This window comes from Micromonospora sp. USAFONa4, from assembly GCF_057197825.1.
The window spans coordinates 1,747,496-1,760,824 of sequence record NZ_CM170072.1 but is presented as its reverse complement, the minus strand read 5'-3'; the positions used below and the strand labels follow the sequence as shown (position 1 = coordinate 1,760,824).

The window sequence follows — 13,329 nt, the reverse complement described above, 5'->3', positions numbered from 1 at the left end:
ACGTCCCGTTGAAGATCACTTATGCTCCTCGCCATGCCCGCACCCCTTCCGCCGCCCGACTTCGACGCTGCGGCGGCGTACCCCCAGGTCGGTCAGGTGCGCGCGGCCCTCGCGGCGCGCGACTGGCCGGCCCTGCGCGCGCTCGTCGACGGGCAGGACCCGCACGGCCGGACCTTCCTCGTCGGCGAGGCCGGCGAGGCCGAGGACATCGAGGAGTTCCTGCGTGAGGTGCTGGCGCAGCGTCCCGACGACGCGCTCGCCGGCACCCTGCTGGGGTCGCACCTGATCCGCGCCGGCTGGCGGATCCGCTCGTCCTACCGGGCGCAGCACGTCAGCCGGGAGCAGTTCGCCCGGTTCCACGCCCACCTGCGGCGCGCCGAGCAGGTGCTGATCGACGTCACCGCCCGGCACCCGGACGACGCGGCGGCCTGGACGCAGCGGATCACCAACGCGCGCGGGCTGGAGCTCGGCCAGGCGGAGGCCCGCCGCCGCTACGACCAGCTCGCCAAGCACCACCCGCACCACCTGCCGGCCCAGGCCTCGCTGCTGCAACAGTTCTGTCCCAAGTGGAGTGGCACCTGGGAGCGGGCACACGGCTTCGCCCGGGAATGCGCCGACGCCGCCCCGCCCGGCGCCCCGAACGCGGTGCTGGTGGTCGAGGCCCACCTGGAGGAGGCGCTCGACCACGACGACCTGCGCGAGGCGGGCGCCCACCTGCGCGGCGCGCACGTGCAGCGCGAGATCCACCAGGCGGCGCAGCAGTCGGTCTGGCACCCCGAGTTCCGCAACGACTGGGGCTGGGTCTGGGTGCGCAGCGTCTTCGCGATGGCCTTCTGCCTGATGGACGAGTACCAGGCGGCGGCACAGCAGTTCGCGGCCATGGGGCCGCTCGGCGACGAGGCGATGTTCGGCTACATCGACGGCGACTCGACCAGGCAGTTCCAGAAGTTCCGCGACAAGGCGTACGCGAAGGGTGGGCGGTCATGATCCAGGAACTGGACGTGGACGGGGTGCCCACGCTGCTCGCCCCCACCGGCGGGCCGATGCGCGCCGGGCTGACCTTCCGGGTCGGCACCGCCGACGAGACGCTCGCCCGCAGCGGCATCACCCACCTGCTCGAACACCTCGCGCTGGCCCCCCTCGGGCTGGCCGACTACCACGTCAACGGCGCCACCGCGCCGGTGTTCACCACGTTCCACATGCAGGGCTCCGCGCAGGACATCGCCACCTTCCTCACCTCGGTCTGCGCCAACCTGACCGAACTGCCGCCCGGCCGGCTCGACGTGGAGAAGGAGATCCTGCGCACCGAGTACAGCAGCCGGGGCACGGCCGCCGTCGACGACATCCCGCTGTGGCGTCACGGCGCCCGCGACTTCGGCGTCACCAGCTACCCGGAGTGGGGGCTCTCCGCGCTCACCGCCGACGACCTGCGGCAGTGGGCGGCCCGCTGGTTCACCCGGGAGAACGCGGTGCTCTGGATCGCCGGGAAGGCCGTCCCCGCCGGGCTGCGCCTGACGCTGCCTGAGGGCGTACGGCAGCCGGTGCCGGCCGCGTCGTCGGCGTTGCCGCAGACCCCCGCGTACTTCGTCGGCGGGTCGCGGGCGGTGGTGCTGGACGCCGTCGTGCGGCGCCGGACCGCCGCGAGCGTCTTCGCCGGGGTGCTGGAGCGCGAGCTGTACCGGGCGCTGCGCCAGGACGGCGGGCTCTCCTACCAGACGACGGCGGGCTACGAGCCGCGCGGCGACGGCCACGCGACGCTGCGGGCGCTGGCCGACGCGCTGCCGGAGAAGCAGGACGCTGTGCTCGGCGGCTTCGTCGACACGCTCGCCAAGCTCCGGGTCGGCCGGATCGAACAGGCCGACCTCGACGCCGTCGTGGCGAAGCGGCAGGACTTCCTCGGCACCGCCGAGGTGGACGCGGCGCGGCTGCCGTCGTACGCCTTCAACGTGCTCACCGGGGAGCGCAACCTCACGGTCGACGAGCACCGCGCCGAGCTGAAGAACGTCGGCACGGACGACGTGCACGAGGTGGCCCGCGAGGCGCTGGCCGGGGCGCTGCTGATGGTGCCCGAGGGGCACCGGGCCGACTGGGCGGGCTTCGTCGCAGCGCCCACCCGCTCGGCCGACACGGTCGCCGGCACCCCCTACCGGGAGAAGGAAGGCGACGGCGAGCTGCACGTCGGCGTGGACGGGGTGAGCTGGCTCGGCCGCGGCGGCCCGCTCACCGTCCGGTACGCCGAATGCGCCCTCATGCTCGCCTGGCCCGACGGCGCCCGGCAGCTCATCGGCGACGACGCCATCTCGATGCGGATCGAACCGACAATGTTCGACCTGCACCCCGGGGCGATCCGGGTGATCGACTCCCAGGTGCCGGCCGACCGGCAGGTGGTCATGCCGGCCCGCGACCCGGACCGCATCCCGCAGCCACGGGCCGCGGCCGGCACCGAACGGCGGGAGCCGGTGAAGCGCTCCTGGTGGGAGATCCCACTGATGGTCGTCAGCGGCCTCGCCGCGCTGGCGATCGGCGGGGGGACCTTCCTGCTGACCCTCGGCATGTTCATCACCGAGACGGCCGAGAGCGACGAGGGCTGGCTGTGGGGCGTCATCGCGGTGGGATGGCTGCTCACTGTTATCCTCGCGTTGCCCATCGTGCTGCTACGCCGGCGACGCCGATGAGCGACGGCGCCGTTTCGTGCTGGCCGGTGATCCACCGGGCGGGATAAGATCCGGCGCGGTAATGGGGCGGTAGCTCAGCCGGTTAGAGCAGGGGACTCATAATCCCTCGGTCGCGGGTTCGAGTCCCGCCCGCCCCACCCCGAACGGAGGGGGCCAGGGCCGCATAGCGCAGGTCGCCGCGGATGTCCTGGCCTCGCTGTCATGCTCCGGCCCGACTCACGTTCTTGGCAGCAGGTGAGCGAGTTCCGCGCAGCGCCGCACGGGTTCGTCGCGTTCAGCTCGACATCTGGCGGAGATGCGGGCGGAGGCCGGGCTTCGGGGCGGCGGATGCGCCTTCCGGTGCCCGTCCTCGGGAGCGGCGAGTCAGTTCTGGCCGGGGCTTGCTACCGGTAGTCCTGCGGCCTTGGCCGATTCAAGCAGCCGCCGGTCGTAGGTGACAAAGGCGATGAGTGTCGTTCCGGACTCGTTGGTCAGTACCTGGGCGGTGGCGAGGTGGATGGCGTCGAGGCTGCGTAGCGTCGGCTCGGCGAACGCGGCCGCGGTCGCGCGGATCGTGCTGTCGATCTCTAGTCGGAAGAGCCGTCCGACGGCCGTCGGTACTCCGATCAAGGCTTGCGGAGCTGACCGGCGCAGCGCTCCGGGCACTTCCACCTCGACGAGGGCAGAGGAAACCAGCGGCACGTCGTCGTGGCTGTTGAGCCAGGAGACGAGGTCAGTGGTGCATGCCTCCTGCCGAACCAGCTTGACGACGGCGGCGGAGTCGAGGTAGATCACCAGCGCTCCTCATCCCGCAGCGCGGTGAGGGTGGCGGCCACGTCCACATCCTCGTCGCCGAGCTTCGGTGGAAGCGGAACAGGACCACCGCCGGTGGGGGCGACGGCTCGCCCCGCAGCTACCAGCTTGGCCAGCATCGACCTGTCGTCGCGTACTGGAACAAGTCGCGCGATCGGGTGACCTCGGTCGGTGATCTCGACGGTCTCACCGCCGCTCACCCGAGCCAACACCTGGCTCGTGTTCTGGTTCAGCTCCCGCACACCGATGCGCTCCATGGACAGAAGTGTAGAACTAAATGTTCTACGGTTCCAGTAGCCCGCGTGACCAGCGGCTTCCTTCTCGCCAAGAACAGAAGCGACGGCACCAGGCAGCCAATCAGGAGCCCTCCGGAGATCCCGCAACGCGGTACCCCGTCCGACCACCGCCTGCCCTCGGGATGCCACGGACGTCGGCCGCACGTCGGGCGTGGCGTCGACGCCATCCATACCAGGCGGCAGCGGCACCACCGCCACGGCCGACTCATGGCCCCTGGAAAAGGTAGATCACATCCCCGACCGCCAGCGCGATGCCGGCAAGCATGAAGCCGACACCGGCGACGGACATCGTGGTGCCGGGAGGAACTGGCGGATAGCCGACTGTCCGTTCCTGCTTCTGCCACGAAAAGGCGGATTACGGTGATCTCTGCTTCACCCCCCGGCAGGGGCCACCGACCTCGGCGCGTACGCGGCGGAAGGGATTCCGATGAGCAGTTCGTCAATGTCGTTCGACACCGCGCGTCGGATCCTCGGCCAGCGTGACTCCGAGTGGAGCAACAGGCTGAATACCCTGCTCGGGCTGGCGGCCCTGGGTAGCGGGGCCGTCGGTTTCGCTGTGCCGGCGATCAAAGCCGGGTGGGGTTGGATCGATCAGAAGAACGAACTGGTCAGCCAGCTCACCTCGGCCGTCGACCGCGTACGCGACCGGTGCCTGGGCGCCAGGGGCCGCGAGCGACACGAACTCATCGCGGCGGCACACACCGCCGTGGTCACCGGCGCGTTCTTCGCCGCCCTCAGCGAGGTGGTCGGCAAGAAGTACGCGCGGCTCAGCCTCACCGAGGTCGAGAAGCAGCAACTGGTCTCCGGCAGCGTCGACGGCGACCACGAGAGCATGGTGTCCTACCTGCTGAACGTGCAGGTGCCGATGCCGTGGGCCGCCTGCGGATTCGAGGAGAACCTCGCGGCTTCGGTGGCTCCCTTCTACGAAGGCCTGACGGGGCGCTGCCTGCACTTCTTCCGGGGGCTCGCCGCCTGGCAGCGGATCGAGCCCGAGATCCGGGCCTCCGACGAGGGCAGGACGCTGGCGTCGGTCGTCGTGAGCAGGGCCGTCACGCGCTACCGGAACGACTACCGGCGGCTGGCGGCCGAGGTGCCGGAGTTCGGCATGTGGGCACTGCTGGACCAGTTCGAACACGCGACGGCGGCCCGGAAGTCGGCTCGTCAGCGGTCCGAGGAGTTCCAGCGGCGTTCCCTCTCGCTGATGGAGCAACTTCTCGCCGGCCTCTCCCGGATGCGGGAGAGGGACCTGCCGACCGAACGTAGCCGGACGATCATGGCGCAGCGCAATCGTCAGCTCCTGTCCGAGCCGCTCGCGCACGTCACGAAGGTCGACCTGGAGTCCGGCCTGAGCATGCCGGACACCGAGACCGGCTACGTCAACCCACGCTTCCAGTGGGCGGTGATGGGCGGCAGTTCCCGCGCGTGGGACGAGGAGTGGTGGGAGCAGCAGCGGCGCGGGCACCGCCTGGACCACTTCCTGGCCGCGTACTTCACCTCGGCGCGCAGCGCCGAACTTCCGCTGGTCATCCTGGGCCACCCGGGCGCGGGGAAGTCCCTCCTGACCAAGATCATGGCGGCCCGGCTGCCGCCCGAGCACTTCACCACGGTCCGCGTGCCGTTGCGCCAGGTGCGGAACCCCGCAGCCAAGATCTACGAACAGATCCAGGACTTCCTCGACGACGACACGCACCTCGGCGTGCGATGGCGGGACCTGTCCGACGCCAGCCGGGAGGCCACGAGGGTGGTGATCCTCGACGGCCTGGACGAGCTGATGCAGGCCACCCGGACGACCGAGTCGGGATTCCTGCACGAGGTCCGGGAATTCCAGGAGAAGGAGGCCAAGCTCGGTTCGCCGGTCTCGGTGGTGGTGACCTCCCGCACCGTCGTGGCCGACATCGCGAACATTCCGGCGGGTTCCCTGGTCGTCAAGCTCGAAGACTTCGATCGGAGCCAGGTCGATCACTGGGTCGACATGTGGAACAAGGTCAACCAGGAGCCGATCGCGAACGGCACCGTGAAGCCGCTCGCGGTGGACAGCGTCTGGGCGATGGGCGAGCTCGCGCGCCAGCCGCTCCTGCTCCTCATGTTGGCCGTCTTCGGCGCCACGGAGGATCCGCCGACCGGCGGCGACGGTCAGGTCACGCAGGCCCAGGTGTACCAGTGGTTGCTCAACGGCTACATCGCGCGCGAGGTCGCGAAGACGCCAGGGACGGCCACGAACCTCCTCTCCGAGGACGAGGAGATCGCAGCGCGCGCGGACCACGAACTCTGGCAGCTCGCGATCGCGGCCTTCGCGATGTTCAACCGCGGCCAGCAATCCGTCACCGGCCAGGACCTCAACAGTGACCTGGCTCCGATGTTGCGTGCGGGCGCGGCGCAGGGGAGCCACCGCAAGCGCCTGGCCCAACCGCTGGATCCCGCCATCCGCACCATCGCCCGGTTCTTCTTCATCCACGCGGCCGACGTCAGTGGCGTGGTCTCCGGGAGCAGTTACGAGTTCCTGCACGCGACGTTCGGCGAGTACCTGATCGCCTACCACGTGCTGGAGCAGCTGAAAGGTCTCGCCGACGCGCGCCGTCGGCTGCCGGTGGGCCAGGAGTGGACCGACGACCAGTTCTTCGCGCTGCTGTCCCACCAGCAACTGTCGGTCGGCGGTGCCATCATGCCGTTCCTGCGGGAACTCTTCGAGGCCGCGCCGACGGCTCAACGGCAGGCGATCGTCGCGGAGCTGAAGGCCCTCGTCCGGTTCAGCCAGGAACGGGAGGGAGTGGGTCGCTTCGAGGGCTACAACCCGTCGAGCCGTTTCCTGCTCGGCCGGGTCGCCGCGTACCTCGGCAACCTGCTCACGCTGCTGACCGAGCTCTGCGACGGGCCTGTTCCGCTCGACGAACTCGCGCCCGAGGGGGACGACCAGCTGACCTGGTGGCGGTCCACCGTGCGCTTCCTGCACGCCGGACTCGACGACAACGGGTGGTCGATGCTGCTGTCCAGCATCGACCTGTCCGTCGCCGACGAGGTGCCGTCCATCCTCAAGCGGCGGGCGCCGATAGACAGGTTGCTCATCCACCCGTACGAGGCGCGACTCGCCGGAGATCCCGAGCGTGAGTTGCAGCTCCTGCTCGGCGCCACGGCCCTGCACGGGCGTCGCCTCGCCCACTGGGGTGACGAGACCGGCGACGTGTGCATGAAGATCGTGTCGTCCCTGGTGCACCGCGACGAACGGACCGGCGACCACGAGGCCATCATGGACGCGGCGGCCTCGTCAGCCTCGCCGGAGACGGGGAACCTCTTCGTCGAGTACCTGGTCCGCCATGCCGGTCGGCTCAACTACAAGGACGTACGGAAGCTGGCCCAGACCGCGCTCTGGATGAACAGCACCCAGGCGGCCGTGCGCATCGCCCCGGTGGTGGCGCAGCACCCGAAGCTGTTCATCGAGTACCCGCGGCTCCTCAGCATCTACGAACGGGGTCTCACGGACGCCCGCGAGATCGCCGAGGTCTTCGCCGCGATGCGCGTCGGACTCGCCGTGTGGCAGGGCGATGACGCCGAGGCGTTCAAGGAGATCGTCGGTCACCTCGTCGCCCGGCAACGGGGCCGTTGGAGGGAGGTAGCCATCCAGCCGATCAAGGGCCTGTCGAACCTGGCCACCGAGGTCATGCGGCCGGCCATCCCGCCTCTCGTCGCGATCCTGGCGGACGACTACCAGCGACGTCCCCCTGTCCCGGCCTACTACTCGTCACTGTCGAGTGGGCGGCACCGGGAGGACGGACCGGTTCAGGATCGCCGGCCTGACCGGAGCAACTGACGATGGCCGCCGGGACGCGAGCGGGAGGCGGTACGTCGACCCGGGGCGACGCGATGGACGCGCCCCGGGTCGGCGGGTACGGCCTGCCGTCAGCGGGGAGCGGGCTGCCCCAGCAGTTCCAGCGCCAGGCGCACCAGTTCCGGGCCGGCCTTCTCGGGGCTGCCCGTGTCGAACGGCGGATCGGGGTCGTACTCGACGACCAGTTGGAGTGCCTGGGCGATCCGTTCGCCGGCGATCTTCGCGGCGAGGTGCAGGGACATGTCGATCCCGGCGGACATGCCGGCGGCGGTCATGATCCGGCCCGCCTCGACGTAGCGGCCCGGGACGAAGGTCGCGCCGAACTGGGCGAGCTGGTCCCTCAGGCTCCAGTACGTGGTCGCGCGCAGCCCGCGTAGCAGGCCGGCCGTGCCCAGGACGAGGGCGCCGGTGCAGACCGAGACGGTCCAGGTCGTGTGCCGGTGGATCCGCTGGACCCAGCGGATCGTGTCGGGATCGGCCTGGACGCCGCGGACGTTTCCCCCGGGCACCAGCAGCACGTCGGCGCGGCGCACCTGGCTGAGCGTGCGGTCCACCCCGAGGGTGAGCACGCCGTTGTCCGTCCGGACCGGGCCGGTCCGCTTGCCGACGGTCACCACGGACGCGCCCGGGATCCGGGACAGCACCTCGTACGGGCCGATGGCGTCGATCGGGGCGATCCCGTCGAAGAGCAGGATCGCGATGCGTGGTCCCCGGGCGGGCCCGTCCGGGTCGGTGGGCCGCTCCGCGCGGGCCGGATCGCCCAGGCCGGTGGCGGCCAGGCCGACGCCGGCCCCGCCGGCCACCGCCGCCCGCAACGCCGTCCGCCGGTTCACGTCCATGCTGAACATCGATTGCCCCCTTCGGTCGGGCTGAGCTTGCGCATGTCCCGGTGGTCGGTCACGCCGCGGCTCCGGTTCCGCACGACGCGAGGCAGGTCCGGATGCGAGGGCCCCCGGTCCGGATCGGCGGGTCCGGTGCGGCATCTCGCTCCGTGTACCGGCCGACCCGCCCACCACCGGGCGACCGACGTGCCGGAGGGCGGTCCGTGGGGACCGGGCACCGTACGGCCGGCACCGCCGTGAACAGCACGGTGCCGTCGACCGGGCCAGCGGCGGTCGGCGCGGATCGTGGCAGCGTCGTCAGTCGCCGGAGGGCTGTGCGCCGACGCCCCGGGCGGACTTCGGGCGTGGCCCGTTCGCGGTCGCCGACCCGGTGAGCGCCGCCGCCCGCCCGCTCAGCGCGTCGACGCGTTCGACGAGTCGGCGTACGGCGTCCTCGTCGTCCGCGTCCACGGCCGTCACGTGTTCGAGCAGCGCGGCGTAGTCCGACGTCAGCGCCAGGTACTTCCTGCCGAACGTCTCCTTGGCGCCGTCGATGTAGGCCTGGCGCTGCGCCATGGCGTACCACCGGTCGAGGTCGATGATCTGCTGGGCGAGCACGGCGGCGGCGGCGCTGAGCGCGCTGCGGGCGTCGGCGTTGTCGTCGCGGCGGCGGCGACGGGCGTCCGCGAGCCGGCCCGCGCGGCGGCCCCCGACGTAGAGCACCGTCGCCCCGGCGACGACGGCCACGATCGCCGCGGTGGCGAGCAGGAAGCGGGGCAGCGACGGGCTGATCGTCCGCGCGCCGTCGGGCACGGTGCCGGCCTTCACCAGCAGGTCGTAGTTGACGGTGACGACCTTCAGCGCCTCCAGGGGGCGGTCGGCGAAGGTGTCGACGCCCCGGCTGACGGCCATCTCCGCCACGAAGGCCCGGCCGAAGTTCCCGTCGTCGCGCCCGGGCAGCAGCGCGCACCCGTAGGTGTCGTACTCGTCGCCGTCGCGGCTCATCACCAGCACGACGGTCCCGTCGGCGGCGCGCTCGACCTGGCGGCAGCCCTGCCTGAGGTCGGCGCCCGGTGCCAGCATCAGCACGACCAGCCGGCGGTTGCCGATGATCCGTTCGGCCGCTGCGCGGTCCAGTTCGACGCCCGGCGCGACGTACACGGAGGAGGCGCGCACGTGGCGGGCGACAGGGCCGTCCAGCGCCCCGCCGGTCCACACCGCCCAGCCGGCCAGCGCCAGGCAGGCCAGGACGGCGACGCCGAAGGGCGTGCCGAACAGGTCGGCGAGCCGACGTCGTACGGACTGGCTCACGACAACCTGCCCCGGAGGTAGAGGTGCGGGCGGTAGCTGGCGATGCCCAACGTCCGGGCGCCGTCGTCCAGCTCGTCGACGGCCTCGTCCAGCAACGTCCGCACGTGGCGGTCCGGCAGCCCCTCGTCGAGCGCGGCGCGGGCGGCCTGGAGCTTGACGATGCCCCGGGTCAGCGCCGGATCGCTGCGGGCGTCGGTGAGCAGGGACATCTCGACGGCGAGCGAGGTGAGACCGGCCAACCGGGCCGGTGTGCCACCCCGCCCGGGGTCGCCCCGCCGGACCACCAGGGCCTCCGACCGGCGCAGCGACCGGACCGAGAGGATCAGGAACGTCGCCACGCAGCCCGCGAAGAGCCACGGCAGGGCGGGCAGCGCCACCCGCAGCGGGTCGATCGGCCGGTACGGCAGCGGGCGGTCGAACAGCCCCGAGTAGCGCAGGTCGGTGACCCGGTTCAGGTACGCCGTCAGGATGTTGCCCTGGGGGTAGTCGTACCGGCTCAGCCGACCGCCGAACTGGCCGTAGAAGCTCGCCCCGGCCAGCTCCGCGAAGTCGTCGGCCGCCGGGCCGTGGTACTCGATCCAGAGGCCGTACATCACGACGATCGGCGTGTTCGGGAACAGCTCGGCCAGCGCCGGACCGTACCGGGGCACCGGCTCGCCGAACGGCTGCGCGGGCAGCGCCACGTACCGGGCGCCGTCCGGGAAGGCGTTGCGCGCGGCCTTCTCGGGGACGCCGGTCAGCGTGGCCCCGGCGCCCAGGTGCAGGCCGGTGGCCCGCAGGTCGGCGGCGACGGCGGCCAGCTCCCGGTCGGTCGGGTCACGCCATCGCAGCTCGTCGTGCTCGGGCGGGTCGGGCGCGTCCCGCAGCGCGGCGATCAACGCCACCAGCATGCCTGTCACGTCGGCGGTGGCGAACTGGGCGCGCCAGCCGGGCAGGGTGTCGGGTACGGCCTGGTAGATGCCGCCGCTGACCTCGGTGCCGATCACCCGGACGGTCGCGTTCTTCACGTCCCGGACCCGTTCGCGTTCGTCCTCGTCGAGCCCGGGCGGCGCGACCAGGATGCGGACGGGTTCGGCGCCGGCGGCCTCGCGGACCCGCTGCTCGTTCCAGCGCGCCGTCGCGCCGGGGAGCCGCACCACGGGGTCGGCGGCCACCAGCGCGGTCATCTCGTCCACCGAGGGCACGCTCGCGTCGCTCAGCTCACCCGCCGAGCCCTCGTCGATCTTCGCCGGGGCGGCCGGCGACCGGCCGTAGCTGACGTCGACGCTCTGCCGCTGGGCGAGCAGGAAGACGACCAGGACGACCACGGCGACGCCGAGCAGCGACCAGCGCAGCAGCTCGTACCGGTATCGCCTGCGGGGTTTCACTGGTGCGTGCGCCACAGCCGGTCGGCCTCCCTCGCGTGTTGCGCCGCCTCCCGGGCTGCGGACGCCCCGCCGTGCCCGGCGGCGATGGACTCGGCGCGGGCCAGCAACTGCTCGGCCTGCGGCACCCGGGTCGCCGCCGCGTCCCGGCTGACGGCCGCGCTGTCGATGGCCGCGCGGGCGGCGGACCAGGCGGTCCGGCGCTCCCGCCCCCGCGCCCGCCACCGGGGCAGCAGGGTCGTCGCGAAGCCCGCGCCCACCAGCAGGACGCCGCCGACCAACCAGGCGAGGAGGGTGTGGGACATGCGCTCCAACCATCGGGCGAGGGGTACGGGGGTGCGCTCGGGAGCCGTCGGGGCAGGCAGGGGTACGACCGAGTCTGGCTCATCGAGGCGAATCGGTGCGCACCAGCCCCACCGGCCCTGGCCTGCGGTCGGCCCGGCACGCCGGGGCGTCGTATCGTCTCCGCATGGCGCACCCGGTCTGGGCGGACGGCAGGGCCTACGAGGCGTACGTGGGCCGGTGGAGCCGCCCCGTCGCGCGGGAGTTCCTGCGGTGGCTGGCTGTGCCACCGGACCACCGCTGGCTCGACGTGGGCTGCGGCACGGGCGCGCTCACGTCGACCGTGCTGGCACTGGGGGGCCCGGCGTACGTCTCGGGCGTCGACAGCTCGCCGGGCTTCGTCGCGTACGCCCGCGCGGCCGTCCGCGACGAACGGGTGGCCTTCCAGGTCGGCGACGCCCGGGCGCTGCCCCTGCCCGACTGCTGCGTCGACGTCGTCGTCAGCGGCCTCGCGGTCAACTTCGTGCCCGAGCCGGCGCGCGCCGTCGCCGAGTTCGCCCGGGTCGTCCGCCCCGGCGGAGTGGCCGCCGCCTACGTCTGGGACTACGCCGGCGGCATGGCGCTGCTGCGGCACTTCTGGGACGCCGCCGCCCTGCTCGACCCGGCCGTGGCCGAGCGGGACGAGGGCCGCCGCTTCGCGGGGTGCGACCCGGACTCCCTGCGCGGGATGTGGACCGACGCGGGCCTGACGGCGGTGGCGCTCCGGCCCGTCGACGTGCCCATGGTGTTCGCGGACGTCGACGACTACTGGACGCCGTTCCTGGGCGGGCAGGGCCCCGCCCCCTCGTACGTCGCCTCCCTGACGGCGCCGCAGCGCGCCCGCCTGCGCGATCTGCTCTCGGCCCGCCTGCCCGTGGCACCGGACGGCTCGATCCGGCTCACCGCCCGGGCCTGGGCCGTCCGGGGCGCGGCGCCGGCCTGAGCACCGCAGGTGCCCGCCGGGCCTTCGCGGTCGGGGGCGCGCAGCCGGGGTGAGGCCGTCCGGCTGTCCGCTTCGAGACCCAGCGGTACCCGCCGCCGACGTCCTCGGTCAACCTGATCCGTGACGCCGGGTGTCCCGCCCGTCGTGGAGATCGGAGGACCGATGAAGGCCCGTTTCCGATGGCGGTCGACCCGGGTGACGCTGTTCGCGGCCCTGGCCGCCGCGCTGGTCGTCGCACTGCTGCCCGCCTCGCCGGCGCTCGCGCTGCCCTCCGGCAGCGGCTGGTCGGCCTCGTGGAGCTACTACCATCCCACCGCCTACCAGTACGCCGGCACGCTGCCCGGCGTCCGGCTGACCGGCTACGCCACCGACAACTCCGGCACCAGCACCACGGTCGGTACGATCGAGGACACCGCCGACGACGGCCGCTGCGCCAGGGTGATGCTCTACGCCAACGGCGTCGGCTACGTCGCCGACCGGACCACCTGCGGCAGTGGCAGCTACCTGACCTACTCCACCGGCAGCTACAGCCAGGGGCTGCTGGTGATCGTCTACCGGATGATCGCGGGCACGAGCACCCACGACAAGGGCTTCGCCATGTTCGTTCCCGGTTCGTCCGCCGATCCGGAGCTGCGCACCGTGGGCACGGGCGCCAGCTGGTCGTACTACACGTCGACGGCGTTCCAGTACACGGTCACCCGTCCCGGCGTGCGGCTGACCGGCTACGGCGCCCACCAGTACGCGGACCAGCGCTCCTCGCTGAACACGGTGGAGAAGACCGCCGCCACGGTCGGCTGCGCCACGGCCAAGGTCACCGGCGGTATGTCCACCAGCGGCGGCACCTGCGTCAACGGCGGCAGCACGTCCTTCTCCCGCTCCGACCTGACCAACAACCTGGAGGCGTCCGCCTGCTACCAGCCGGTCCCCGGCACCCAGCGCTGCCTCGCGGTGGGCATCCCCGAGCCCTGGTGAGGAGACCGGCA

11 protein-coding genes and 1 tRNA gene are annotated in these 13,329 nt (G+C 72.3%); 6 read left to right on the top strand and 6 right to left on the bottom strand.

Annotated features, from left to right (window positions below; genetic code table 11):
* Window positions 1-33 precede the first annotated feature (33 nt).
* The 3 genes from AC0OO9_RS07245 to AC0OO9_RS07235 all read left to right on the top strand — a co-directional run bounded on the left by AC0OO9_RS07245 (window position 34) and on the right by AC0OO9_RS07235 (window position 2,812).
* On the top strand, window positions 34-987 hold the full coding sequence (locus AC0OO9_RS07245) for a hypothetical protein (RefSeq protein ID WP_484516488.1): 954 nt from the start codon (window positions 34-36) through the stop codon (window positions 985-987).
* Window positions 984-2,675: a M16 family metallopeptidase gene (locus tag AC0OO9_RS07240; protein WP_484516486.1), complete on the top strand. Its 1,692-nt coding sequence runs from the start codon at window positions 984-986 to the stop codon at window positions 2,673-2,675. The genes AC0OO9_RS07245 and AC0OO9_RS07240 overlap by 4 nt, the downstream gene beginning before the upstream one ends.
* A 63-nt stretch (window positions 2,676-2,738) precedes the next feature.
* Window positions 2,739-2,812: transfer RNA gene (locus AC0OO9_RS07235), tRNA-Ile, on the top strand.
* Between the two features lie 226 nt (window positions 2,813-3,038).
* Here AC0OO9_RS07235 and AC0OO9_RS07230 read toward each other — a convergent pair.
* A complete protein-coding gene (locus AC0OO9_RS07230; protein ID WP_484516484.1) occupies window positions 3,039-3,449 on the bottom strand; it encodes a type II toxin-antitoxin system VapC family toxin in 411 nt (136 codons plus the stop codon).
* Window positions 3,446-3,724: a type II toxin-antitoxin system Phd/YefM family antitoxin gene (locus AC0OO9_RS07225; protein WP_484516482.1), complete on the bottom strand. Its 279-nt coding sequence runs from the start codon at window positions 3,722-3,724 to the stop codon at window positions 3,446-3,448. The genes AC0OO9_RS07230 and AC0OO9_RS07225 overlap by 4 nt, the downstream gene beginning before the upstream one ends.
* A gap of 466 nt (window positions 3,725-4,190) precedes the next feature.
* On the opposite strand from AC0OO9_RS07225, the gene AC0OO9_RS07220 reads away from it, so the two are divergent.
* Complete coding sequence (locus AC0OO9_RS07220) at window positions 4,191-7,568, top strand: NACHT domain-containing protein (RefSeq protein WP_484516480.1); 3,378 nt, start codon at window positions 4,191-4,193, stop codon at window positions 7,566-7,568.
* Between the two features lie 89 nt (window positions 7,569-7,657).
* Here AC0OO9_RS07220 and AC0OO9_RS07215 read toward each other — a convergent pair whose 3' ends face one another.
* The 4 genes from AC0OO9_RS07215 to AC0OO9_RS07200 form a co-directional block, all read right to left on the bottom strand.
* Entirely contained in the window at window positions 7,658-8,434 is a 777-nt protein-coding gene (locus AC0OO9_RS07215) for a DJ-1/PfpI family protein (RefSeq protein ID WP_484516478.1), read from the bottom strand.
* Between the two features lie 291 nt (window positions 8,435-8,725).
* Window positions 8,726-9,718: a hypothetical protein gene (locus AC0OO9_RS07210; RefSeq protein ID WP_484516476.1), complete on the bottom strand. Its 993-nt coding sequence runs from the start codon at window positions 9,716-9,718 to the stop codon at window positions 8,726-8,728.
* The gene (locus tag AC0OO9_RS07205; RefSeq protein ID WP_484516475.1) at window positions 9,715-11,100 is read right to left on the bottom strand and encodes a hypothetical protein; all 1,386 of its coding nucleotides are present in this window, start codon (window positions 11,098-11,100) and stop codon (window positions 9,715-9,717) included. The genes AC0OO9_RS07210 and AC0OO9_RS07205 overlap by 4 nt, the downstream gene beginning before the upstream one ends.
* On the bottom strand, window positions 11,082-11,387 hold the full coding sequence (locus tag AC0OO9_RS07200; RefSeq protein ID WP_484516473.1) for a DUF6403 family protein: 306 nt from the start codon (window positions 11,385-11,387) through the stop codon (window positions 11,082-11,084). Before AC0OO9_RS07200 ends, AC0OO9_RS07205 begins: the two co-directional genes overlap by 19 nt.
* 164 nt (window positions 11,388-11,551) lie before the next feature.
* Between AC0OO9_RS07200 and AC0OO9_RS07195 the strand changes: the two genes are divergently transcribed.
* Window positions 11,552-12,346: a class I SAM-dependent methyltransferase gene (locus AC0OO9_RS07195; RefSeq protein ID WP_484516471.1), complete on the top strand. Its 795-nt coding sequence runs from the start codon at window positions 11,552-11,554 to the stop codon at window positions 12,344-12,346.
* Between the two features lie 162 nt (window positions 12,347-12,508).
* The gene (locus AC0OO9_RS07190; RefSeq protein ID WP_484516469.1) at window positions 12,509-13,318 is read left to right on the top strand and encodes a hypothetical protein; all 810 of its coding nucleotides are present in this window, start codon (window positions 12,509-12,511) and stop codon (window positions 13,316-13,318) included.
* Window positions 13,319-13,329 lie beyond the last annotated feature (11 nt).

Excerpts from the sequence above, each read along its gene's own strand:
- AC0OO9_RS07245 (WP_484516488.1), top strand. The coding sequence starts at position 34 with ATGCCCGCACCCCTTCCGCCGCCCGACTTCGACGCTGCGGCGGCGTAC.
- AC0OO9_RS07200 (WP_484516473.1), bottom strand. The coding sequence starts at position 11,387 with ATGTCCCACACCCTCCTCGCCTGGTTGGTCGGCGGCGTCCTGCTGGTG.
- AC0OO9_RS07190 (WP_484516469.1), top strand. The coding sequence starts at position 12,509 with ATGAAGGCCCGTTTCCGATGGCGGTCGACCCGGGTGACGCTGTTCGCG.
- AC0OO9_RS07195 (WP_484516471.1), top strand. The coding sequence starts at position 11,552 with ATGGCGCACCCGGTCTGGGCGGACGGCAGGGCCTACGAGGCGTACGTG.
- AC0OO9_RS07215 (WP_484516478.1), bottom strand. The coding sequence starts at position 8,434 with ATGTTCAGCATGGACGTGAACCGGCGGACGGCGTTGCGGGCGGCGGTG.
- AC0OO9_RS07240 (WP_484516486.1), top strand. The coding sequence starts at position 984 with ATGATCCAGGAACTGGACGTGGACGGGGTGCCCACGCTGCTCGCCCCC.
- AC0OO9_RS07220 (WP_484516480.1), top strand. The coding sequence starts at position 4,191 with ATGAGCAGTTCGTCAATGTCGTTCGACACCGCGCGTCGGATCCTCGGC.
- AC0OO9_RS07225 (WP_484516482.1), bottom strand. The coding sequence starts at position 3,724 with ATGGAGCGCATCGGTGTGCGGGAGCTGAACCAGAACACGAGCCAGGTG.